This is a genomic window from Cellulomonas sp. HZM, assembly GCF_000708885.1.
Taxonomy (GTDB): Bacteria; Actinomycetota; Actinomycetes; order Actinomycetales; family Cellulomonadaceae; genus Cellulomonas.
Genome location: NZ_JEOE01000012.1, coordinates 62,385 through 84,728 on the forward strand (window position 1 = coordinate 62,385; position 22,344 = coordinate 84,728).

The window sequence follows — 22,344 nt, forward strand, 5'->3', positions numbered from 1 at the left end:
TGAGGCACGCAGGTGGCTGTGACGAACGCGGAGGGCCGGATGCCGGCGGGTGACGACGTGCACGACGGGCCGGACGACCCGGCGGCGCAGTCGTCGGGGGAGCGAGCCTCCGAGCAGGCGCCCGAGAGCCCGTCCGACGCGGCCACCGGCTCCGCCGCAGCTCCCGAGCTCGACCCGCAGGAGCTCGACCCGCGCGCGATCCGCCGCGCGTCGTTGCAGGCGGGGCGCAACCCCTCGTTGTGGTGGACCAGCGCCGCGATCGTCGTCGCCGTCGTCGTGTCCCTCGTCGTCGGCACGCGTGCCGGCGCGTACACGCTCGCGGTGGCCCTCGCCGTGTGCGCGGTGGTCCGCGTCGTGCTGCCACAGCCCGGACCGGTCGCGCTCTCCGTGCGCGCCAAGCCGATCGACGTCACGGTCCTGACGGTGCTCGCGGCGAGCATCGCGGCTCTCGCGGGGCTGCTGCCCGGCAACCTCTCCTGACCCCGACCGGGCCGCCCCCGGACGCACGGACGCCCGGCCCCCGCGGGGGACCGGGCGTCCGAGATCCGGTCCGGGGACCGGCAGGCGTCAGGCCTTGTGCTCGTCGACGACCACGACGTCCTCGTCGGTGACGTACACGTCCTCCTCCTGCAGGAGGTTGTCCTCGACGGGCTCGGCCGCGAACGCGCGGTAGACGAGGCCGGCGAGCGCCGCACCGACGACCGGTGCGAGCCAGAACACCCACAGCTGCTTCCACGCCCACGCGGACGCGAAGATCGCGGCGGCCGTGGAACGGGCCGGGTTGATCGAGGCGTTGGTGACGGGCATCGCGACGAGGATGACGACCGAGAGCGTCAGACCGATCGCGAAGGGCGCGACCTTCGTGTTGGCGCGACGGTCGGTCACGCCGAGGATCACGCCGACGAACACGGCCGTGGCGACGAGCTCGACGATGAGCGCGGCGACCAGCGTGAACTCGGCCTGGCCCTGCGAGGCCGCCGAGATCGGCGAGTGCGCGCCGAAGCCGTTCGCGACGCCGCTGAAGAACGTGCGCGAGGTCGCCTTGCCGGTCGTGTCGATGAGCGCGGGCAGCGCCGACGGGATCGCGATGAAGATGACGGCGGCACCGATCGCACCACCGACGAGCTGCGCGACCCAGTAGGGCACGACGTCCTTCCACGGCGTGCGGCCGGCGACGGCCGCGCCGATCGTCACCGCGGGGTTGAAGTGGCCGCCCGAGACGTGGCCGACGGCCGCGGCGCTCGCGGCGACGGCGATGCCGAAGCCGAGCGCGACGCCGAGGGCACCGCCGCCGAGCGAGCCGAGGCTCGCGTACAGCGCGATCCCGAGGCCGGCGAGGACGAGGAAGAACGTGCCGAACGCCTCCGCGCCGAGGCGCGCGGCCAGGCTGGGGCCGGCGACGATCGCGGTGCCCGCGGGCACGTAGTACGCGTCGACCTCGGTGGGCGGGGCGATCTGCTCCGTCGGGGCGGCAGGCGCGTCCGGGGCCGGCGTCGTCGCCGCGTCCTCCTGCGGTGCGTCCGGGGTCTGGTCGGGGTTCTGGGACATGCGGGTCCTGTCCTTCGAGGGCTCGTGGGAACGGCTCCGCCGGTGCGTGCGCGCGGCGTGGCCGCGTGTCGCACCCGGTGGGAACGCCTGCCAGCATGCCAGGCCAACCCGTGAGAGTCACCGCTCTGGGTCGGCGTCCCGCCATGCGGGCACGCGTGACGCGCTTCACGAGCTCCCCGGCTTCGGCAGATCTCTCGACGTCGAGTAATCTTGGCGCGGGACGCCGCGGTGGTGCAGGACCTCGTGCGCCGCGCGAACCCGTCCAACCACAGCACAGGAGACCCCCGCATGGCGAAGATCAAGGTCGTCGGTCCGGTCGTCGAGCTCGACGGCGACGAGATGACGCGCATCATCTGGCAGTTCATCAAGGACCGCCTGATCCACCCGTACCTCGACATCGACCTGCGGTACTACGACCTGTCGATCCAGAACCGCGACGCCACCGACGACCAGGTGACGATCGACGCGGCGCACGCCATCAAGGAGCACGGCGTCGGCGTCAAGTGCGCGACGATCACGCCCGACGAGGCGCGCGTCGAGGAGTTCGGGCTCAAGAAGATGTGGGTCTCGCCCAACGGCACGATCCGCAACATCCTCGGCGGCGTGGTGTTCCGCGAGCCGATCATCATCAGCAACATCCCGCGCCTGGTGCCGGGCTGGAACAAGCCGATCATCATCGGCCGTCATGCGCACGGCGACCAGTACAAGGCGACCAACTTCAAGGTCCCCGGCGCCGGCACGCTCACGCTGACCTACACCCCGGCCGACGGCTCCGAGCCGCTCGTGCAGGAGGTCGTGACGTACCCCGAGGCGGGCGGCGTCGCGATGGGCATGTACAACTTCAACGAGTCGATCCGCGACTTCGCGCGCGCCTCGTTCGCCTACGGCCTGCAGCGCGGCTACCCCGTGTACCTGTCGACCAAGAACACGATCCTCAAGGCGTACGACGGTGCGTTCAAGGACATCTTCCAGGAGGTGTTCGACGCCGAGTTCGCGGCCGCGTTCGCCGAGGCCGGTCTCACCTACGAGCACCGCCTGATCGACGACATGGTCGCCGCCGCGATGAAGTGGGAGGGCGGCTACGTCTGGGCGTGCAAGAACTACGACGGCGACGTCCAGTCCGACACGGTCGCGCAGGGCTTCGGCTCGCTCGGCCTCATGACGTCGGTGCTCATGACGCCCGACGGCACGACGGTCGAGGCCGAGGCGGCGCACGGCACGGTGACGCGCCACTACCGCCAGCACCAGGCCGGCAAGCCGACGTCGACCAACCCGATCGCGTCGATCTTCGCGTGGACCGGTGGCCTCAAGCACCGCGGCAAGCTGGACCAGACGCCCGAGGTCGTGCAGTTCGCGGAGACGCTCGAGGACGTCGTCGTCACGACGGTCGAGAGCGGCAAGATGACCAAGGACCTCGCGCTGCTCGTCGGCCCGGACCAGGAGTGGCTGACCACCGAGGACTTCCTCGCGGCCCTCGACGAGAACCTCGCGGCACGCCTGGCCTGAGCCTCGGCACGTCGCACGGACGGCGTCCTTCCCACCACGGGGAGGGCGCCGTCCGCGCGTTCGGGGTCGGCGCCCGGTGGCGGCGCGGGTGTGCCCGCGTGAGCATGGGGATTCGACGAAGGGAGCACGCCGTGCCAGACGAGAAGCCCACCACCGACCACGTCGCCCGCGCCGAGAAGCTCGTGCACGCGAGCCCGGACGCCGTGTTCGACGCGCTGACGTTCTCGGGCACCGACGAGGACATCATGTTCGGCGCGACGGTCACGAGCGACTGGCAGCCCGGCAGCACGGTGACGTGGGCCGGGGAGTGGGAGGGCAAGCAGTTCGAGGACAGCGGCACGGTCGTGGCCGTCGAGCGGCCGACGCGCCTCGTCGTGACCCAGGAGACGTCCACGGCGGGCGGTGAGACGACGACCCACGCGACGCACACCATCACCTACACCCTCACGCCCGAGGACGACGGCACGCGCGTGGTGCTGGAGCAGGACGGCAACGACAGCGCCGAGCAGGCCGAGCAGTTCGCCGCGAACTGGCAGGCGTCGCTGGACGGCGTCGCGACGTACGCGGAGCGCGGGTAGCGTGCCGGTAGCCGCCGGGGCGACCCCGGCGGCGCCGAGCGAAGGAGCGAGATGCCCGCGACCCAGCCCGTCAACGTCACCGTCACCGGTGCGGCCGGCCAGATCGGCTACGCGCTGCTGTTCCGGATCGCGTCGGGCCACCTGCTCGGTCCGGACGTGCCCGTGCGGCTGCGCCTGCTCGAGGTCCCGCAGGCGGTGAAGGCGGCCGAGGGCACGGCGATGGAGCTCGACGACTGCGCGTTCCCGCTGCTCGCCGGCGTCGACATCCACGACGACGCGACGGCGGCGTTCGACGGCGCGAACGTCGCGCTGCTCGTCGGCGCACGCCCCCGGACGGCCGGGATGGAGCGCGGCGACCTGCTGAGCGCGAACGGCGGCATCTTCGGCCCGCAGGGCGCGGCGATCAACGCGGGTGCGGCCGACGACGTGCGCGTGCTCGTCGTGGGCAACCCCGCCAACACCAACGCCTTCATCGCACGCTCGGCGGCCCCCGACGTGCCCGCGGACCGGTTCACCGCGATGACGCGCCTCGACCACAACCGCGCGGTCGCACAGCTCGCGGCGCGCACGGGTGCGGCGGTCACGGACATCGAGCGCGTGACGATCTGGGGCAACCACTCGGCGACGCAGTACCCCGACCTGTCGCACGCCACGGTCGGTGGCCGTCCTGCGCTCGAGGTCGTCGACGACGAGGCGTGGGTGCGCGACGTCTTCGTCCCGACCGTCGCCAAGCGGGGAGCCGCGATCATCGAGGCCCGCGGGGCGTCGAGCGCCGCGTCGGCGGCGAACGCGGCGATCGACCACGTGTTCTCGTGGGTCACGGGCACGCCGACGGACGACTGGACGTCGGCCGGCGTCGTGTCGGACGGGTCGTACGGCGTGCCCGAGGGGCTCGTCTCGTCGTTCCCGGTGACCTCGGACGGCTCGGGCTGGCGCATCGTCCCCGACCTCGAGGTCGACGACTTCTCGCGGGAGCGGATCGACGCGTCCGTCGCCGAGCTCGTCGAGGAGCGCGACGCGGTGCGGGCGCTCGGACTCGCCTGACGCCTCGTCCGTCCGGGCGCGTCGGTCCGGGCATGTTCCTCCGGGAGCGGCCGTGCTGGTGCTTCCACCAGCGGCGATGCGTGTCCGAGTTGCGACTGGACGTGCGTCCGGGTCACGATTGGCCCATGTCCTCGTCGCCGGCACCCTCCGGCGGTCGGGCCCGGCCCGCACCGCCCGACGTGGTCGTGCGCCTGGACCCGCGTGACCGCCCCGCTGCCGCGCGCGTGCTCGCCGCTGCGCTGGCCGACGACCCGGGGTTCCGGCACATCTTCCCCGTGGACCGCCGGCGCGAGAAGGAGCTGCGCGCGCTGTACCGGATGACCCTCGCGGACGCGCTGCGTCATGGCACGGTGTTCGCGACGAGGCTCGACGGACAGATCACCGGTGTGGCCGCGCTCTACGCGCCCGGCACGTACCCGATGACGACCGGTCGCTGGTGGCGTCAGGCCGGGCGCATCCTCGGCCTCGCGGTGCGCACTCGCACGCATGCGGTGCGGCTCATGAAGTTCGGGGACCTCACGTCGGGTGGCGTGCCCTCGGACTCCTGGTACGTCGAGGCCCTGGGCGTCCGCCCGGACCTGCAGCTCGAGGGGCGCGGCAAGCTGCTCATGCAGCACGTGTTCGCCGCGGTCGACGAGCACAGCGACCCGGGCTACCTGGAGACGACGAAGCCGCTGAACGTCGCGTACTACGCGGCGTTGGGCTACGCCCTGGTCCACGAGCGCGTGCCGCTCGCGGCTGACGGCCCGTGGATCTTCCCGATGGCGCGCCCCGCGGTGGCGTCCGCCGCCTGACCCGGCCGGGCCCCGCTCCAGTCCGAGTCCGAGACCGAGCCCGCCACGCGCCTGCGCGCCCCGTGCGCGCGCCAGCAGCGTCTCGATCAGCGGCACCTGTGACGCACGCACACGCCTGCCGACCCGATCGCGCCTCACGAGTCGACTCCTGTCACAAGGTCCGCTGATCCGGCACGCCATGGCGTAGGCACGAGCGCCCGTGCGCAACCGCAAACACTTGCTGCAAGTTGCCGCAAACGAGTACGGTGCCGACAACCCGTCGACGAGGTCGTCGTCGGAGCAGCCCGCGCGCCGACCCCAGGTGCCGCGGGTGTGCAGCCCACATGCCCGCGCCCCCCGCGCGGTGACGAAGGAGTCGTCGCATGTCCGCTCTCGCCCGTGCCCGCCGCCCGCTCTCGGCGCTCGCCGCCGTCACGCTCGCGTTGGCCGGCGCCGTCGCCGCCCAGCAGCAGGCGGTCGCGGCCCCCGACACCTACACGCTCGTCGGGAGCCTGCAGACCGAGATCGGCTGCGCCGCCGACTGGTCGCCCACCTGCACGGACGGCGACCTCGCGCCGGTGGACGGCAGCGACGGGCACTACGCGACGACCATCACGCTGCCCGCCGGCAGCTACGAGCTCAAGGTCGTCGCGAACCACTCGTGGGACAAGGCGTACGGCTTCGGCGGCGGGAGCGCGGCGGACACGGCGAACATCCCGCTCGTCGTCGCGGGGAGCACACGCCTCGCGGTCGACTTCGACCTCTCGACCGGCCGCACGTCGCTCACCCCGCTCGACCTGCAGGCCGACGCCGAGGCCGACCCGGTCGCGAAGGCGCCCGTGCGCGAGCCGGGATCAGGCAACCAGTTCTACTTCGCCATGACCGACCGCTTCGCGAACGGCGACACCTCGAACGACCGAGGCGGGGTCACCGGCAGCCGTGACGTCACGGGCTACGACCCGACCGACAAGGGCTTCTACGAGGGCGGTGACATCGCGGGACTGCGCTCGAAGCTGGACTACGTCAAGGGCCTCGGGACCACGGCGATCTGGTTGACGCCGTCGTTCAAGAACAAGTACGTGCAGGGCGTCGGCACCGACGACGAGTCCGCCGGGTACCACGGGTACTGGGTCACCGACTTCACGACGATCGACCCGCACTACGGCTCGATGGACGAGCTGTCGGGCCTCATCGCCGACGCCCACGCCAAGGGCATGAAGGTCTACTTCGACGTCATCGCGAACCACACGGCCGACGTCATCCAGTACGAGCAGGCGCCGAAGGCGGGCGACTACCCGTACCCGTACGTCTCCGAGGCGGACCAGCCGTACAAGGACGCCGACGGGGAGGCCTTCAGACTCTCGGACGTCGTCGGCACCACGTTCCCGAAGCTGGACGCGAAGACCTCGTTCCCCTACACGCCGGTGGTCCCCGACGACGAGAAGGACGTCAAGGTCCCGGCGTGGCTCAACGACCCGACGCTGTACCACAACCGCGGGAACTCGACCTACGCCGGTGAGTCCGCGACGCTCGGCGACTTCGGCAACCTCGACGACCTCATGACCGAGAACAAGACCGTCGTCGACGGCATGGCCAAGATCTTCGAGCGCTGGGTCGACCTCGGAATCGACGGCTTCCGCATCGACACGGTCAAGCACGTGAACATGGAGTTCTGGCAGTCCTGGACCGCGCAGGTCATGGACCATGCGCACGCGAAGGGCAAGGACGACTTCTTCATGTTCGGCGAGGTGTACGACGCCGACGCGACCAAGACGAGCCCGTACGTGCGCCAGACGGACATGAGCTCGGTGCTCGACTTCGCGTTCCAGTCCGCGGCGTCCGGGTACGCGGGCGGGGGATCGGCCAAGAGCCTGTCCGGCCTGTACGCGAGCGACGACTACTACACGATGCCCGACTCGAGCGCGTACGCGCTGCCGACGTTCCTCGGCAACCACGACATGGGTCGCATCGGCTACTTCCTGGCAGGCAAGAGCGACACCGAGCAGCGCGACGTGCTCGCCCACCAGCTCATGTTCCTCACGCGCGGCCAGCCGGTCGTCTACTACGGCGACGAGCAGGGGTTCGCCGGCACGGGCGGGGACAAGGACGCGCGCCAGTCGATGTTCGGCACCCAGGTCGACGACTACGCGAAGCAGAAGCTCGTCGACGGCACCGTGATGGGCTCCGACGACCACTTCTCGACGAGCGGCACGCTGTACAAGGCGATCGCGAGGCTCGGTGCGCTGCGCAAGGACAACCCCGCGCTCGCGGACGGTGCGCAGGTCGAGCAGTACACCGCCGACGGCACGGGCGTGTACGCGTTCTCGCGCGTCGACCGCGACCAGAAGGTCGAGTACCTCGTCGCCGTGAACAACGCGACCACCGCGAAGAGCGCGACGTTCTCGCCGCTCAGCCCGCACGCGACGTTCGACGCGCTGTACGGCGCGACGGGCTCCGTGACGGCCGACGGCGACGTGACGCTGCAGGTCCCGGCGCTGTCCGCGGTGGTCTACAGGGCGACGAGCGCGCTGCCGACGCGGACCGACGCGATCTCCGCGACGTTCGACCAGACGGCGGGGCAGCCGGTGAAGGCGCTGCAGCCCGTGTCCGTGACGCTCGGCGAGCAGGCCTACGCCGAGACGACGTTCTCCTACCGCGTCGCCGGCGCCGACGACTGGACGGTGCTCGGCACGTCCGACACCGGCAGCCCGCGCGTGTTCCACACGACGAGCGGTCTCGCGGCGGGCTCGCTCGTCGAGTACCGCGCGGTCGTCGTCGACGCGTCGGGCAACCGGTCGGTCGCGACGAGCTTCGCGACGGTCGGCGACGGCTACGGCGGCGGCACGCCGGTCGAGGCCGACGCCGCGAGCAAGGTCACCGTCCCGGGTGACCACAACAGCGAGATGGGCTGCTCGGCCGACTGGCAGCCCACGTGCTCGGCGGCCGAGCTGGCACTGCAGCCGAACGGCCTGTACTCGGCCTCCTTCTCGCTGCCCGCCGGCACGTACCAGTACAAGGCCGCGATCGGTGCCGCGTTCCACGAGGCCGCGGGCGACGAGAACGGCGGGTGGAACGAGAACTACGGCGTCGACGGCGTGAAGAACTCGCCGAGCGGCAACATCTCCTACACGGTCACCGACCCGGACCGGAAGGTGACGTTCTGGTACGACCCGCACACGCACCTGGTCACCAACGACGCGGCCGGCGCCGTCTACACCGTGGCGGGCAGCTTCCAGAAGGCGCTCGGCTGCGAGGGCGACTGGAGCAGCACGTGCCTGACCAACCTGCTGACCGACCCCGACGGCGACGGGGTGTGGACGTACACGACGTCGGCGATCCCCGCGGGCGACTACGAGGCCAAGGCGATCAAGGACCTGTCGTGGGACACGAGCTACGGGACGGCGGGCGGCCAGAACGTCGCCTTCTCGGTCACCGCGGAGACGCCGACGGCGACGTTCAGCCTCGACACCTCGATCGGTGTGCTGAGCATCGAGGCCGGTCAGCCGACCGAGCCCGGCACCGGTGACCTCGTCGTGACCGTCCCCGGCAGCCACAACTCCGAGATGGGCTGCTCGGCCGACTGGCAGCCCGACTGCACGCAGGCGCAGCTCGCGCTCCAGCCCGGCGGGGTCTACTCGGGCACGTTCACGCTGCCTGCGGGCGACTACGAGTACAAGGTCGCGATCGGCGGCTCGTGGGACGAGAACTACGGCGCCGGCGGCGTGCGCGGCGGTGACAACGTCACGTACTCGCTGACGAAGCAGACGGACGTGACGTTCGTGTACGACCCGCGCACGCACGCGTTCACGTCGAGCGCGCAGGGGCCGATCTACACGCTCGCGGGCAGCTTCCAGTCCGAGCTCGGCTGCACCGGCGACTGGCAGCCCGCCTGCCTCGCGGCGTGGCTGCAGGACCCCGACGGCGACGGCACCTACACGTTCTCGACGAGCGCGCTGCCGACCGGCGCCTACGAGGTCAAGACCACGCAGGGCAGCTGGGACCTCAACTGGGGCGCCGACGGCGTCGCGGGCGGTGCGAACATCCCGTTCTCCGCGTCGACCGGCAAGCAGGTGCTGTTCTCGTTCGACTCGAGCACGCACGTGCTGACGGTGACCGTCGCCGACCCGCCGCTGCCGGGCACGGGCCAGTCCCGCGCGCACTGGGTCACGAAGGACACGCTCGCGTGGCCTCGCGACCTGCTGCCCGAGGGCGCCGACCCGGCCGACCTCACGTGGACGCTGCACCACTCCGCGACCGGCGGGCTCGCGCTCGACGACGGCCAGGTGACCGGCGGCGACGAGGTCGCGCTCACGTACGACCCGGCGGGGCTGCCGGCGTCGGTGACGAAGCAGTTCCCGGCCCTGACCGGGTACGTCGCGCTGCACGTCGACGGGTCCCGTGCGGCCGAGCTGCTCGAGGGCGAGCTGCGGGTGCTCGAGCGCTCGTCGGACGGGCCGGCCGCCTGGACCGGGGTGCAGGTGCCCGGAGTCGTCGACGACCTATACGCGACGGCGGCGAAGAAGGCCGACCTCGGCATCACGTGGTCGCACGGCGTCCCGACGCTCGCACTATGGGCCCCGACGGCGCAGGACGTGGACGTCCTGGTCGAGACCGGCACGAGCACCGAGCGCGTGCAGACGACCCGCGGCTCCGACGGCGTCTGGCGCGTCACCGGCACGAAGGCATGGAAGGGCGCGCGCTACCTGTACGCCGTCACCGTGTACGTCCCGAGCACGGACCGTGTCGAGGAGAACGACGTCACCGACCCGTACTCGATCGCGCTCACGCAGGACTCGATGCGTTCGGTCGTCGTCGACCTCGACGACCCGACGACCCAGCCCGGCGTCTGGAAGGACACCGCGCAGCCCGTCGTCGAGAAGGCCGTCGACCGATCGATCTACGAGCTGCACGTGCGGGACTTCTCGATCAAGGACCAGACGGTCCCCGCGGCCGAGCGCGGCACGTACCTCGCGTTCGCGCGGGACAGCGACGGCATGAAGCACCTGCGCGCGCTCGCGCAGGCCGGCCTGAACACCGTGCACCTGCTGCCGACGTTCGACATCTCCTCGATCGAGGAGGACCGCAGCAAGCAGCAGGCGCCCGACTGCGACCTGGACTCCTACGGCCCGGCGTCGAGCGAGCAGCAGGCGTGCGTCGCGAAGGTCGCGGCGAAGGACGGCTTCAACTGGGGGTACGACCCGTACCACTACCAGGCGCCCGAGGGCTCCTACGCGGTCGACGCCGACGGCGCCGCGCGCGTGAGCGAGTTCCGCACGATGGTCGGCTCGCTGCACGCGACCGGCCTGCAGGTGGTCCTCGACCAGGTGTTCAACCACACCTCGGAGTCGGGCCAGGGTGCCACGTCGGTGCTCGACAAGGTGGTGCCCGGCTACTACCACCGGCTCGACGCGAACGGCACGGTGCAGACCAGCACGTGCTGCCAGAACGTCGCGACCGAGCACGCGCTCGCGGGCAAGCTCATGGTCGACTCGGTGGTGCTGTGGGCCAAGGAGTACAAGGTCGACGGCTTCCGCTTCGACCTCATGGGCCACGCCTCGAAGCAGAACCTGCTCGACGTCCGGGCGGCGCTCGACGCGCTCACGCCCGCGAAGGACGGTGTCGACGGGAAGAAGGTCTACCTGTACGGCGAGGGCTGGAACTTCGGCGAGGTGGCCGACGACGCGCTGTTCACCCAGGCGCGTCAGGGCAACCTCGGCGGCACCGGCATCGGGACGTTCAGCGACCGGCTGCGCGACGCCGTGCGCGGCGGCGGACCGTTCGACGAGGACCCGCGCGTGCAGGGCTTCGGCTCCGGGCAGTACACCGACCCGAACTCGTCGGCCGCCAACGGCACCACCGAGCAGCAGCTCTCGGGCGTCGAGCACAACGCCGACCTCGTGCGGCTGGGCCTCGCCGGGAACCTCAAGGACTTCTCGTTCACGACGAGCGACGGGACGGTCCGCAAGGGCAGCGAGATCGACTACAACGGCCAGCCGGCGGGCTACGCCGACGAGCCAGACGAGGTGATCTCCTACGTCGACGCGCACGACAACGAGACGCTGTGGGACGCCCTCACGGAGAAGCTCCCGCAGGCGACGTCGATGAGCGACCGCATCCGCATGAACACCCTGTCGCTCGCGACGACCGCGCTCGCGCAGACCCCGTCGTTCTGGCACGCGGGTGCCGACATGCTGCGCAGCAAGTCGCTCGACCGGAACAGCTACGACTCGGGCGACTGGTTCAACGCGATCGACTGGACGGGGGCCGACAACGGCTTCGGCCACGGCCTGCCCCCGGCCGGCGACAACCAGGCGAAGTGGGACTACATGAGGCCGCTCCTGCAGGACGCGTCGCTCAAGCCGACCGCGGCGCAGGTCGCGCAGGCGAGCGCGCAGGCGCAGGACCTGCTGCGGCTGCGGACCTCGACCCGGCTGTTCCGGCTCGGCACCGCCAAGGCGATCGAGCAGAAGGTCACTTTCCCGGGCAGCGGCACGAAGGCGACGCCGGGTGTCGTCGTGATGAGCATCGACGACACGGTGGGTGCCGACGCGGACCCGGCCCTCGACGGCGCGCTCGTCGTCTTCAACGCGGGAACGACGACGACGACGCAGAAGGTCGCTGCGCTCGCCGGACGGGGCTACGAGCTGTCGCCGGTGCAGCAGGACGGGGCCGACGACGTCGTGCGACGCACCACCTGGGACGCGGCGACCGGGACCGTGACGGTGCCGGCTCGCACGGTCGCGGTGCTCGTCGACCCGCAGGCGACGACGACCCCGACCCCGACGCCGACCGCGACGCACACGGCGACGCCGAAGCCGACGCACTCGCCGAAGCCCACGCAGAGCCCGAAGCCGACCGCGACCCCGAAACCGACCGCGACCCCGAAGCCGGGCGGCCACCACGGGTCGGCGCACGTGCGCCTCTCGGCGGGAACGGTGCGCGCCGGCGGCACGGTGCACGTGCGGGGTACGGGCTTCACGGCGGGCGAGCGCGTGCAGGTGTGGCTGCACTCGACGCCGGTGCTGCTGCTCGGGGCGACGGCGTCCTCGTCGGGTGCGGTCGACGCGATCGTGACCATCCCGACCGAGACGGCTCTGGGTGCGCACACGATCGAGGTCCGCGGGCTGAGCTCGGGCATCGAGGGCTCCGCGGCGCTGCGGGTCGTCGCGGCGGACGCGCAGCTGGGTGCGACCGGGTTCTCCCCGGGCCTGGCAGCGGTCGCGGCGACGCTCCTGCTCGCAGGCCTCGTCGTCCTGGCAGCGGCACGCCGCCGCCGCTCCTGACGACGTAGCACCCCCGGGACCGGGTGGGATCTGGCTCGTACCGCGAGCCAGATCCCACCCGGTCCGTCGCGTTGCGCGCCCCGGCTCCGCGCACCGGCTCTGCGCCTGGGGCCGGGGACGGCGAGAGGGTGCGCTCCCCGTGGGGAGCGCACCCTCTCGCCGTGCGGTGCCCGGCCGCGCCGGGCGGGACGTCAGTGGTTGATCGCCGCCTGGAACAGGTCGGCCTGGAACTGCGTCACGTCGCTGTCACCGGTGGTGAACTTCGCGGTCGCGTCGGAGATCTTGGTCAGCCAGCTCACCGGCACGGCAGCCCCGTGGGCGAGCGACGGCACGATGATGTCCTGCTTGAACGAGGCCATCGCGTCCTGCTGGTAGGGCGAGAACTGCGAGGGGTCCGCGTCGATACGGGCCGGGATAGAACCCTTCGCCTTGTTGAAGCCGACCTGGCCGTCTCGCGAGCTCAACGAGTCGAGCCACGCCTTGGCGCCGCCCGGGTGCTGCGCGCCCACGGGGAGCGTGAACGAGTCCGCGAGGAAGTCGTACATGCCGTCGGTGCCCGGCGTCGGGAAGTACGTGTAGTCGTCGGGCGACTTCTTGCCCGCCTCCTCGAAGGCCGCCTCGGCCCAGTCGCCCATGATGTTGTAGGCGGCCTCGCCGTCGATCACGCGCTGCGTCGCGTCGCCCCAGTCGAGGCCGTCGCGGTCCTTGTTGGTGTACGACATGAGCGTGCTGAAGTCGTCGAGCGCGGCCTTGACGGTCGCGCCGTTCCAGTTGGTGACGCCGGTCCACAGGCCGGAGTAGCCCTCGGGGCCGAGGTCGGCGAGGAAGACGTTCTCCAGCAGCTGCACCTGGGTCCAGGTCGTCGCGATGGCGAGAGGCTGCTTGCCGGACTTCTTGATCTTCTCGAGGTCCTTCATCCAGTCCTGCAGCGAGCTGTACTTGGTCGCAGGGTCGACGCCCGCGAACTCGAGCACCTTCGGGTTGGCCCACACGACGTTGGCGCGGTGGATGCCGGCCGGGATCGAGTAGATCTTGCCGTCGACGGTGAGTCGGTCGATGAGGTCCTGCGGGAACGCGTCGCGCAGACCGAACTCGTCGTAGAGGCTCGAGATGTCCTCGACCTGGCCCGCGTCGATGTAGTCCTGCAGCTCCGCGCCGGCGTGCGCCTGGAACGTGTCCGGCGGGTCGTGCTTCGCGAGGCGCGACGCGAGCAGGTCCTTCGCGGCCGAGCCGGCGCCGCCCGCCACGGCACCGTTCACGAACTTCGTGTCGGGGTGCTGCGTGCCGAAGACCTTCACGAGTGCGTCGAGGCCGAGCTTCTCCGAGCCCGACGCCCACCAGGTGAAGACCTCGACCTGGCTGGCGTCGCCCGTGACGGCGTGGCTGCCCTCGGTGCTGGAGGAGGACGCGTCGTCGGAGCCGGAGCTGCACGCGGTGAGCGCGAGGGCCGCGACCGTGGTGACGGCCGCGACGGCGGCGAGGCGCGAGCGGCCTCGGGAGGGCAGGCGAGTTGACATGCGGGTGGCTCCTACGTCGTCGTTCGTGCCAGGCCGGAGAGGGCTGAGCTCCGCCGGCGCGCCGCATCTTCGGCGACGGGCGCGGAAAGCACACCCCATGCTCGAATTGCAGTCAAGAAGTGACGGGACTTCTGTGCCTATTGTGCCGATGAGTTCACCCCGGACGCGTCCGTATTCGACCCGGTTGGGCGATTGTGCGCGTTGCGCCGTTCGGGTGGTGCGTCGGACCCGTCCGCGCTGGTGATCACGCTCGTCGGCGCCCGCGCGGAACCCGTCCGGGTGACCGGTGCCCGTCTCGTCCCCGGCCGTCCGGAGAGCGGGTGTGCGCTGTGTATCCTTCGCGCGTGGGCGAAGACCGGATCACTCCCGGCTCGCAGACTTCACTGCGTGAAGCGAATCGGGCGCGGATCGTCAACGCCGTCCAGCAGCGTGGCTCGCTCACGCAGGTCGAGCTGGCCGGTGTCACCGGCCTGTCCCCGGCGACCGTCTCCAACATCGTCGGCGAGCTGACCGCGTCCGGCGTCCTCAACACGTCCCCCACCACGCGCTCGGGCCGCAGGGCCCTGCAGGTCACGCTCGCGCGCAACCTCGGGCTCGTCGCCGGCCTGCACTTCGGCACGCGGAGCCTGCGCGTCGCGCTCGCCGACGTCGCGCACCGCATCGTGGCCGAGCAGCGCATGCCGCTCGCCCCGGACCATCGTGCGGACGCGGGGCTCGAACGCGCGGCGCTCATGGTGCAGGAGATGGTCGCGTCGGTGGACGCGTCGATGTCCGAGGTGCTGGCCGTGGGCGTGGGTGTGCCCGCACCGATCGACGTGCGCACCGGACGCGTCGCGATGCGAGGCGTCCTGCGCGGGTGGGACGGCGCTGCGGTGCCCGAGGTGCTCGGCGCTCGCCTCGACGTGCCGGTGTTCGTCGACAACGACGCGAACCTCGGGGCCCTGGCCGAGGTGCGCCTGGGCGCCGCACGGGGCATGCAGCACGTCGTCTACCTGCGGGTCTCGCACGGTGTGGGCAGCGGCCTGGTGCTCGACGGGAAGGTCTTCCACGGACGCGGCGGCGCCGCGGGGGAGGTCGGCCACATCGCGGTCGACGAGCGCGGGCCGGTGTGCCGGTGCGGGAACCGTGGCTGCCTCGAGACGTACGTCGGCGCTGCGGCGCTGCTCGACATGCTGCGCGCGAGCCACGGCCACCTCACGCTGCGCGACGTCATCACGCGCGCCGAGGCGGGCGACCCGGGGTGCCGGCGGGTGATCTGGGACGCGGGACGCCACCTCGGGGTCGCGGCTGCCGGTGTGTGCTCGCTGCTGGACCCGCAGGCCGTCGTCGTCGGCGGCCAGCTCGCGGAGGCCGGTGACCTCCTGCTCGAGCCGCTGCGCGCGACGGTCGCGGAGCGCACGTTCCCCTCCGCGAACGGTCCCGTGCAGGTGATGGTCGGCGAGCTCGGGTCGCAGGCCGAGGTGCGCGGCGCGCTGGCGACCGCGCTCGACCACGTGAGCATCCCCGCGGCGGTGGTCCCGTGACGCGCACGACCTCACGCACGCTCCTCGCGGCCGCGCTCGCGGTGCTGGCGCTGCTCCTGCCCGCGTGCTCGGCGCCCGCGCCGGAGCAGGGCTCCGCGTCCGACGACGTCATCGGCCTGCTGCTGCCCGAGTCGAAGGCGTCCCGCTACGAGAGCCAGGACCGCCCGTCGTTCGAGGAGACGGTCGCGCGACGCTGCCCGCAGTGCGAGGTGCTGTACGCCAACGCCGACCAGGACGCGGCGCGCCAGGAGCAGCAGGCCGAGTCCATGCTGACGCGTGGCGCGGGCGTGCTGGTCATCGACGCGGTCGACGCGGTCGCGGCCGTGAGCATCGTCGAGCGCGCGCACGCACGTGGCGTCCCCGTCATCGCGTACGACCGGTTCATCTCGAGCCCGGACCTGGACTACTTCGTCGGTGCCGACGGGCAGCGCATCGGGCGGCTCCAGGGCGAGGCGCTCGTCACCGCGCTCGCGCGCGAGCGCACGGGACCCAGCGACCCGCCCGATGGCATCCTCGTCGTCAACGGGTCGACGACCGACCCGAACGCGGCCGCCTACAAGCAGGGCCTCGCCGATGCCCTCGAGGGCGCCCCCGTCGAGGTGCTCGCGAGCTACGACACGCCCGACTGGAGCCCGGACAAGGCGCAGGCGTGGGTCAGCGACCAGCTCACGAAGTTCGGCTCGCGCGTGAAGGCGGTGTACGCCGCGAACGACGGCACCGCGGGGGGAGCGATCTCGGCCATGCGCGCCGCGGGCTTCGACCCCGTGCCGCCGGTCACCGGGCAAGACGCCGAGCTCGCCGCGATCCAGCGGATCATCACGGGCGACCAGCTCATGACCGTGTACAAGGCCGTCTCCGAGCAGGGGCGCACCGCGGCGGAGCTCGCCGTGCGCGTGCTGCAGGGCGAGACACCCGTCATGTCGTCGCGCGTGCAGGGCGTACCCGCGCTGCTGCTCGCGCCGACGGCCGTCGACATCCACAACGTGCGCCGCGTCATCGTCGACGGCGGCGTCTACACCACGGAGGAGATCTGCGTGGAGCCGTACACCGCCGCCTGCGGAGCCGCGGGCGTCACGACGAGCGGAGCGTCCGGATGAGCCGCACCCCCGTGGTGTCCCTGCGAGGCGTATCGCGCAGCTTCGGCGCTGCCCGCGCCCTGGTGGGCATCGACCTCGACGTGCACGCGCACGAGGTGGTCGCCGTCGTCGGAGACACCGGCGCGGGCAAGTCCTCGCTCGTGGGCGTGCTGTCCGGGGCGCTCGCGCCCGACGAGGGCCAGGTGCTGGTCGACGGGGCCGCCGTGAGCCTCACCGACCCCGCCGCCGCGCGCGCCCTCGGGATCGCCGCGGTGTTCCAGGACCTCGCGCTGTGCGCCAACCTCGACGTCGTCGAGAACCTGTTCCTCGGCCAGGAGACCGTGCGGGGCGGCCTGCTCGACGAGGTCGCGATGGAGAAGGAGGCGTGGCGCCTGCTCGGTGGCCTCGCCGCGCGCGTGCCGTCGGTGCGGATGCCCGTCGCAGCCCTGTCGGGCGCCCAGCGCCGTTCGGTCGCCATCGCGCGCGTGCTGCTCGGCGAGCCGCGCGTCGTGCTGCTCGACGAGCCGACCGCGTCGCTCGGGCTCACGCAGGTCGCCGAGTTCCTCACGCTCGTCGAGCGACTGCGCGAGCGCGGGCACGCCGTGCTCATCACGAGCCACTCGCTGTCCGACCTGCAGGCGGTCGCGGACCGCATCGTCGTCCTGCGGCTGGGCCGCACCAACGGGGAGTTCGACGCCGACAAGGCCAGCTACGAGGACCTGCTGGCCGCGATGACGGGGGTGCCGCGATGACCGGACCGACACCGCTGGTGACGGCGCAGGACCCGGGCTCGCGGTCCGCGCAGCTGCGCCGCCGGCTCGCGACGGGAGACCTCGGCTCGCTGCCCGTGGTCGTCGTGCTCGTCGTCGTGTGGGTCGTGTTCCAGGCACTGAGCCCGACGTTCCTGTCCGCCGACAACCTCGTCAACCTGGTGCAGCAGTCGGCCGCGACCGGGGTCATCGCGCTGGGTGTCGTGCTCACGCTCCTGCTCGGGCAGATCGACCTGTCGGTGGGGGCGGTCTCCGGCATGGCCGCGGCGACCGTCGCGGTCGGGTCGGTGCGCCTGGGCTGGCCGCTGTGGCTCGCGGTGCTCGTCGCGCTCGCGGCCGGTGCCCTCGTCGGGCTGCTGTACGGCGCGGTGCACACGCGGCTGCGGGTGCCGAGCTTCGTGTTCACGCTCGCGGGCCTGCTCGTCGTCACCGGTCTCCAGCTGCGTGTCCTGGGTGCGCAGGGCTCGGTGAACCTGCCGTTCCAGGCGTGGCTCGTGCGGTTCTGCCAGACCGCGTTCCTCGATCCCGCGTTGTCGTGGGCGATCGCCGGGGCTGTCGTCGTGCTCTACGGCGCGGCGCGACTGCGCGACCGTGCGCGGCGCGTGGCGGCCGAGCTGTCGGCGCCGAGCCTCGGCTCCGTCGGGTTGCGGGTCGGGGCGCTCGCGGTGCTGCTCGCGGTGACGATCGCCTACCTCGGCACGGACCGCGGCGTGGGCGCGATGTTCGCCCTGTTCGTGGGGCTCGTCGCGCTCACGGACCTCGCGCTGCGGCGCACGCGCTGGGGCCGCTCGGTGCGCGCGGTCGGCGGTGACGCCGAGGCGGCGCGCCGCGCGGGCGTCCCGGTGCGGCGCGTCCTCGTGTCCGCGTTCGTCGCCTGCTCGACGCTCGCGGCGCTCGGCGGGGTGCTGGCGGCCGGGCGGCTCGCGGCGGCCAACCAGGCGACCGGTGCGCCGGAGGTGGCGCTCACGGCGATCGCCGCGGCCGTCATCGGCGGCACCAGCATGTACGGCGGCCGCGGCTCGGCGTGGTCCGCGCTGCTCGGCATCCTCGTCATCCAGTCGGTCTCGACGGGCCTCACGCTGCTCAACCAGGACCAGGCCGTGCGACTCGTGGTCACCGGCCTGGTCCTGGGTGTCGCGGTCGTCGTGGACGGCCTGCAGCGGCGCGCGCGCGAGTCCTGACTCAGGTCTCGCCGCGGTAGGCCGCCTCGATCGCGGCGATGTCGAGCTTGACCTGCGTGAGCATCACCTGGGTCGCGCGCGCGGCGGAGGCCGGGTCGGCGTCGGGGGACAGCGTCAGGTCGAACAGCCGCGTGGGCACGACCTGCCACGAGAGCCCGAACCGGTCGGTGAGCCACCCGCACGCGACCTCGGTCCCGCCGCCCTCGAGCAGCGCGGACCAGTAGTGGTCGACCTCCTCCTGCGTCTCGCAGTCCACGACGAACGAGAACGCGGCCGTGAGCTGTAGCGACGGACCGGCGGAGATGGCGTCGACGCGCTGACCGTCGAGCTCGAGCTCGACGAGGAACGGCGAGCCCTTCGGCACGTCGGGCAGGTCGTTCGGAGCCTCGACGACGCGCAGGATGCGCGAGCTCGGGAACACCGAGACGTAGAACTGCGCCGCCTCGAGCGCCTCGCTGGAGTACCACAGGTGCGGCCGGACGATGCCCATGGTCAGGCCCCCGCACGATCGCCGTCGAGCGCGCCCGCGAGCACCTCGTCGAGCTGTTCGTACCCCTGCACCACGCCGGTCTCCATGCCGCTCGCGACCATGCCGTCGCGGGCCTCGAGGCTCGGGTAGGTCGCGTGGATGCGCAGCCGCGATCGCCCGTCGTCGAGGTCCTCGAACGCGATCGTCTCGATCGAGACCACGTCGGCGAAGCCCAGGTACTCGAACGTCTGCACGGCGAAGTCGTCGCGGACGCTGTGGAAGGTGCCGCGGAACCCGTGCGTGGACCCGTCGGGCGCGGTGGCGACGTACGACCAGCGCCCGCCGGACACGAAGTCCCACTCGTCGATGTCCATCGTGACGTCCCGCGGACCCATCCAGCGCGCGACGAGCGCCGGGTCGCCGTGCGCGCGGTGGACCGCGGCGGCGGGGGCGTCGAACTCACGGACGATGTCGATGAAGGGCACGCCCGCGGGGGCGTCGATCTGCACGGGGTTGCTCTGCGTGGTCATGGCTTCTTCTCCTGCATCTCGCCGAGGACGGCGTCGAGCGAGCGGAACCTGCTCTCGTGGACCAGCCGGTAGCGGTCGATCCACGCGGTGAGCTCCTCGAGCGCCGCGGGGGCCAGGTGCACGGGCCGGCGCTGCGCGTCGCGCGTGCGCGTGACGAGCCCCGCCTGCTCCAGCACCCGGATGTGCTTCGAGACCGCCTGGAGCGTGATCTCGAAGGGTTCGGCCAGCTCGTTGACGGTCGCCGGCCCGCGGGACAGGCGGGCGACGATGCGCCGACGCACCGGGTCGGCCAGGGCCAGGAAGGCCCGGTCGAGGCGGTCGTCGTCGGCGCTCATCGTCAACCCATCTGTTGATCAACCAAAGTGTTGATTACGACGATAGACCGAGGTCCGCGCCACCCGCAAGGGGGGTCAGCGGAAGACGATCGTGCGGTGCCCGTCGAGCAGCACGCGGTGCTCCGCGTGCCAGCGCACCGCGCGTGCCAGCGCGCGGCGCTCGACGTCCTGGCCGAGCGCGACGAGGTCGTCGACGTGCCGTGTGTGGTCGACGCGCTCGACGTCCTGCTCGATGATCGGGCCCTCGTCGAGGTCGCCGGTCACGTAGTGCGCTGTCGCGCCGATGAGCTTGACGCCACGGTCGTGCGCCTGCGCGTAGGGCCGGGCGCCCTTGAACGACGGCAGGAACGAGTGGTGGATGTTGATGACGCGGCCGGCCAGCGCCCGGCACAGGTCGTCGGACAGGATCTGCATGTACCGCGCGAGCACCACGAGCTCGACGTCGAGCTCCTCGACGAGCTCGAGCAGGCGCGCCTCGGCGGCGGCCTTCGTCGCGGACGTGACCGGGACGTGGTGGAAGTCGATGCCGTAGAACTCGGCGAGCGGCGCGAGCGCGGTGTGGTTGGAGACCACCGCGACGATGTCGATCGGGAGGTTCTCCGAGCGCTGGCGGAACGCGAGGTCGTTGAGGCAGTGCGCGGCCGTCGATCCCATGACGAGCGTGCGCACCGGGCGGCCCGCGACGTCGAGCGACCACGTCAGGTCGAACCGCGGCGCGAGCCCGGCCAGCGCCGCCTCGAGGTCCGCGCGACCCGCGCCGGACGTCACCTGGACCCGCATGAAGAACAGCCCCGACAGCGGGTCGCCGAACTGCTGCGACTCCGTGATGTTGCCCCCGTGCTCGGCCAGCAGCCCGGCCACGGCGTGCACGATGCCGGGGCGGTCGGGGCACGAGAGCGTCAGGACCCAGGGGGTGAGGTCTTCCGAGGTGTGGGACACGAGCACCGAGAGTAGTGCGCCCGCGCGAACGGCTGACACGATGGGGCGCATGACGGAAGGCAACCTCGACATCCGGCCGGTCGCGCGCGACGAGGCGGGGGAGCTGCTGACGCTGCGGCGCGCCGCGTTCGTCACCGAGGCGCAGCAGTACGGCGACCCGCACATCCCGCCGCTCACGCAGACGCTCGACGAGCTGCGAGCCGACCTCGAGGCGGACGGCGTCGTGACGCTCGGCGGCTGGCAGGGGCACCGGCTCGTCGGCTCGATCCGCGTGCTGGTCGAGGGCACCAAGGCGACGCTCGGCCGGTTCGCGGTGGCCCCGGACCTGCAGGGCCAGGGCTTCGGCACCGAGCTGCTGCTCGCGATCCTGCCGTACCTGCCGGACGGCATCGAGGAGGTGTGGGTGTTCACGGGCCGCGACTCGGTCCAGAACCTGGCGCTGTACGAGAAGCACGGCTACGAGCACCAGCACGACCAGACGGCCGGCGACCTCACGTACGCGTTCCTGCGCAAGACGCTCGGGGGCGACGACGACTGAGCGCGTCCTCGCGGGCGTCCCGGACGGGCCCGTCGAGGTCCCGGCGGCGATCCGCCGGCTCGCGGGCGACGACGAGCCCGACGCGGTCTGGCGCAACGGCCTCGGCGGGCTGACGTTCCGGCTCGGACCCGACCGGTACGCCAAGTGGGTGCCCGCGGGCGACGACCGGACGCACCTGCGCCACGAGGCCGAGCGGTTGCGGTGGGCCGGCGCCTGGGTGCCCGTCCCGAGCGTGCTCGAGCTCGGCGCGGACGACGAGGGCTCGTGGCTCGTGACCTCCACGGTGCCCGGGCGCAGCGCGGTCGACCCGCGCTGGCTCGCGGAACCCCGCACCGCCGCGCGCGCGATCGGCGCCGGGCTGCGGGCGCTGCACGACGCGCTCCCGGTCGAGGGCTGCCCGTTCGACTGGGGCGTGGCGACCCGTCTCGCCGGGGCCGAGCCGCCGCTGCCCGTGCCCGAGGTCGACGTGCTCGTCGTCTGCCACGGCGACGCGTGCGCGCCCAACACGCTGCTGCACGACGACGGCCGCTGGAGCGCGCACGTGGACCTCGGCGCGCTGGGCGTCGCCGACCGGTGGGCCGACCTCGCGATCACGGCCTGGAGCACCGAGTGGAACTACGGTGCCGACTTCGCCGGGGAGGTCTACGAGGCGTACGGCGTGCAGCCCGACGAGGGGCGGCTCGCGTTCTACCGCGCGCTGTGGGACGCGACCTGACCCGTCAGCGACCCGTCAG

At 72.2% G+C, this 22,344-nt stretch carries 18 protein-coding genes; 12 read left to right on the forward strand and 6 right to left on the reverse strand.

From position 1 onward, the window contains the following. Positions 1 to 12 precede the first annotated feature (12 nt). Positions 13 to 480, forward strand: a complete 468-nt coding sequence (locus AW16_RS18070) for a DUF3017 domain-containing protein (RefSeq protein WP_231495988.1) — start codon at positions 13 to 15, stop codon at positions 478 to 480. An 87-nt stretch (positions 481 to 567) separates the two neighbouring features. Here the strand turns inward: AW16_RS18070 and AW16_RS17050 are convergent, their stop codons facing one another. Beyond that, positions 568 to 1,548 carry an MIP family channel protein gene (locus AW16_RS17050; RefSeq protein WP_029289691.1) on the reverse strand — a complete coding sequence of 327 codons (981 nt, stop codon included), beginning with the start codon at positions 1,546 to 1,548 and terminating at the stop codon, positions 568 to 570. Between the two features lie 288 nt (positions 1,549 to 1,836). On the opposite strand from AW16_RS17050, the gene AW16_RS0108675 reads away from it, so the two are divergent. The 5 genes from AW16_RS0108675 (at position 1,837) to pulA (ending at position 12,732) form a co-directional block, all read left to right on the forward strand. Beyond that, on the forward strand, positions 1,837 to 3,054 hold the full coding sequence (locus AW16_RS0108675; protein WP_029289692.1) for an NADP-dependent isocitrate dehydrogenase: 1,218 nt from the start codon (positions 1,837 to 1,839) through the stop codon (positions 3,052 to 3,054). Between the two features lie 131 nt (positions 3,055 to 3,185). Further along, positions 3,186 to 3,632 carry an SRPBCC family protein gene (locus AW16_RS0108680; RefSeq protein ID WP_029289693.1) on the forward strand — a complete coding sequence of 149 codons (447 nt, stop codon included), beginning with the start codon at positions 3,186 to 3,188 and terminating at the stop codon, positions 3,630 to 3,632. Between the two features lie 51 nt (positions 3,633 to 3,683). Continuing rightward, positions 3,684 to 4,676 (forward strand): malate dehydrogenase, encoded by a 993-nt coding sequence (locus AW16_RS0108685; protein WP_029289694.1) that lies wholly within the window; start codon positions 3,684 to 3,686, stop codon positions 4,674 to 4,676. A gap of 125 nt (positions 4,677 to 4,801) precedes the next feature. After that, complete coding sequence (locus AW16_RS0108690) at positions 4,802 to 5,470, forward strand: GNAT family N-acetyltransferase (RefSeq protein WP_029289695.1); 669 nt, start codon at positions 4,802 to 4,804, stop codon at positions 5,468 to 5,470. Positions 5,471 to 5,832: 362 nt separating this feature from the next. Beyond that, entirely contained in the window at positions 5,833 to 12,732 is a 6,900-nt protein-coding gene (gene pulA / locus AW16_RS17675) for a pullulanase-type alpha-1,6-glucosidase (protein WP_051681801.1), read from the forward strand. 191 nt (positions 12,733 to 12,923) lie between these two features. Here pulA and AW16_RS0108705 read toward each other — a convergent pair whose 3' ends face one another. Continuing rightward, the gene (locus AW16_RS0108705) at positions 12,924 to 14,249 is read right to left on the reverse strand and encodes an ABC transporter substrate-binding protein (RefSeq protein WP_034648506.1); all 1,326 of its coding nucleotides are present in this window, start codon (positions 14,247 to 14,249) and stop codon (positions 12,924 to 12,926) included. A 344-nt stretch (positions 14,250 to 14,593) separates the two neighbouring features. On the opposite strand from AW16_RS0108705, the gene AW16_RS0108710 reads away from it, so the two are divergent. Genes AW16_RS0108710 through AW16_RS0108725 form a run of 4 tightly spaced genes read left to right on the forward strand, consistent with a single transcriptional unit; the run spans position 14,594 to position 18,799 of the window. Then, positions 14,594 to 15,772 carry an ROK family transcriptional regulator gene (locus AW16_RS0108710; RefSeq protein WP_029289698.1) on the forward strand — a complete coding sequence of 393 codons (1,179 nt, stop codon included), beginning with the start codon at positions 14,594 to 14,596 and terminating at the stop codon, positions 15,770 to 15,772. Beyond that, on the forward strand, positions 15,769 to 16,869 hold the full coding sequence (locus AW16_RS0108715; RefSeq protein ID WP_029289699.1) for a substrate-binding domain-containing protein: 1,101 nt from the start codon (positions 15,769 to 15,771) through the stop codon (positions 16,867 to 16,869). The genes AW16_RS0108710 and AW16_RS0108715 overlap by 4 nt, the downstream gene beginning before the upstream one ends. Beyond that, complete coding sequence (locus AW16_RS0108720; RefSeq protein ID WP_034648508.1) at positions 16,866 to 17,600, forward strand: ATP-binding cassette domain-containing protein; 735 nt, start codon at positions 16,866 to 16,868, stop codon at positions 17,598 to 17,600. The genes AW16_RS0108715 and AW16_RS0108720 overlap by 4 nt, the downstream gene beginning before the upstream one ends. Then, positions 17,597 to 18,799, forward strand: coding sequence for a sugar ABC transporter permease (locus AW16_RS0108725; protein ID WP_029289701.1), 1,203 nt, complete (start codon positions 17,597 to 17,599; stop codon positions 18,797 to 18,799). Before AW16_RS0108720 ends, AW16_RS0108725 begins: the two co-directional genes overlap by 4 nt. 1 nt (position 18,800) lies before the next feature. Here the strand turns inward: AW16_RS0108725 and AW16_RS0108730 are convergent, their stop codons facing one another. From AW16_RS0108730 to purU, 4 genes are all read right to left on the reverse strand, one after another. Next, positions 18,801 to 19,289, reverse strand: a complete 489-nt coding sequence (locus tag AW16_RS0108730; protein WP_029289702.1) for a VOC family protein — start codon at positions 19,287 to 19,289, stop codon at positions 18,801 to 18,803. A gap of 2 nt (positions 19,290 to 19,291) precedes the next feature. After that, the gene (locus tag AW16_RS0108735) at positions 19,292 to 19,798 is read right to left on the reverse strand and encodes an SRPBCC family protein (RefSeq protein ID WP_029289703.1); all 507 of its coding nucleotides are present in this window, start codon (positions 19,796 to 19,798) and stop codon (positions 19,292 to 19,294) included. Then, complete coding sequence (locus AW16_RS0108740) at positions 19,795 to 20,133, reverse strand: helix-turn-helix transcriptional regulator (protein ID WP_029289704.1); 339 nt, start codon at positions 20,131 to 20,133, stop codon at positions 19,795 to 19,797. Before AW16_RS0108740 ends, AW16_RS0108735 begins: the two co-directional genes overlap by 4 nt. Positions 20,134 to 20,208: 75 nt before the next feature. After that, on the reverse strand, positions 20,209 to 21,072 hold the full coding sequence (purU, locus tag AW16_RS0108745) for a formyltetrahydrofolate deformylase (RefSeq protein WP_029289705.1): 864 nt from the start codon (positions 21,070 to 21,072) through the stop codon (positions 20,209 to 20,211). 49 nt (positions 21,073 to 21,121) lie between these two features. Here purU and AW16_RS0108750 point away from each other — a divergent pair, with 49 nt between their 5' ends. Then, positions 21,122 to 21,610, forward strand: a complete 489-nt coding sequence (locus AW16_RS0108750; protein ID WP_034648511.1) for a GNAT family N-acetyltransferase — start codon at positions 21,122 to 21,124, stop codon at positions 21,608 to 21,610. A gap of 148 nt (positions 21,611 to 21,758) precedes the next feature. Further along, positions 21,759 to 22,325, forward strand: coding sequence for a phosphotransferase (locus AW16_RS0108755; RefSeq protein ID WP_369794772.1), 567 nt, complete (start codon positions 21,759 to 21,761; stop codon positions 22,323 to 22,325). Positions 22,326 to 22,344 lie beyond the last annotated feature (19 nt).